The organism is Vibrio sp. Vb0888 (genome assembly GCF_033338835.1).
In the GTDB taxonomy this organism is placed as follows: domain Bacteria; phylum Pseudomonadota; class Gammaproteobacteria; order Enterobacterales; family Vibrionaceae; genus Vibrio; species Vibrio alginolyticus.
Genome location: NZ_JAWOTL010000287.1, coordinates 1 through 1,094 on the forward strand (window position 1 = coordinate 1; position 1,094 = coordinate 1,094).

Sequence of the window (1,094 nt, forward strand, 5' to 3'; positions counted from 1 at the left end):
AGTCATTGATGGTGTTGTTAGCAGCGAAGAGATCAAAGACAAAGTTTACCGCCAGGTTGGTGAGATGCTTAAAAAGAGTAAGCAAAGAAATACTTTTGGGCTTTCTGGCGCAAATGGAGAATCCGTTGATCCGCTTGACTATACAGCTACTTACGTTTTCGAAGATATCATCAACAACCTAAAAGTGATCACTACAGATAAAATCAATGTGAAGTTGACGGTCGCAGACGTTTCGAGCTCATTCTTCACCGAAATCGGCGTGTCATACGGAGAGACGAATGGTAAGTCGATTGGCGGAGCTGGTCAGTTTGTTAACAAAATCCTGGACTTTACGGCAGAAGATATCGTCGCGGTTATTTCAGCGAGTGGCAACGACAGTATCGGCCAAGTGCTGGCTGAGCCAAACCTGTCGGTAATTTCTGGCGAATCGGCGAGCTTTCTTGTCGGTGGTGAAATCCCAATCACCGTCCGAGACAACGATGGTATTTCCGTAACTTATAAAGAATACGGGGTAAAGCTGTCTATGGTTGCTAAGGTGACAGATTCGGAAAACATACGCCTGTCACTGCTACCAGAAGTGAGCTCGATTGATAAAACCAATGGTGTGAACTCCGGTCTAGTTAGCGTCCCTTCGCTACGAACTCGAAAAGCTCAGACAACGGTTCAACTGAAAGACGGCCAAAGCTTCGTGTTAGCTGGTCTTTTAACGTCGGAAGAGCAGGAGTCATTGGCAAAAATTCCTTATCTAGGCGACATCCCAATTCTTGGTGCGTTATTCAGTAAGACCAATACCGAAAGAAGAAAGACGGAGTTGATCATCGTCGCGACAGTTAATCTTGTCGACCCTGTCAAAGAAACCGACATCAAGCTGCCTAAGTTCGAGCGAACGAGTGACCTTGAGCGCTTGCTGAAGCTCGATCTTTCGAAAGTTGATGACGAAGAATTGGAAAATACGATAAAGGCGGGAGGCTTTAACTAATGAAGGCAAACCTATTATTGGTCGTTTCCGTTTTACTGACCGGTTGCTCGGTATCGGTAACCCCAAATAAAACGACGGTAGACACCATTGTGGAAACCTTTGAGTTTCGAGTCAC

General features: G+C 45.6%; 1 protein-coding gene. It reads left to right on the forward strand.

Going from position 1 to position 1,094, the window contains the following annotated elements:
* A partial coding sequence (locus R7P72_RS25685) for a hypothetical protein (protein WP_318111057.1) occupies positions 1–979 on the forward strand: 979 nt, incomplete at its 5' end.
* Positions 980–1,094 lie beyond the last annotated feature (115 nt).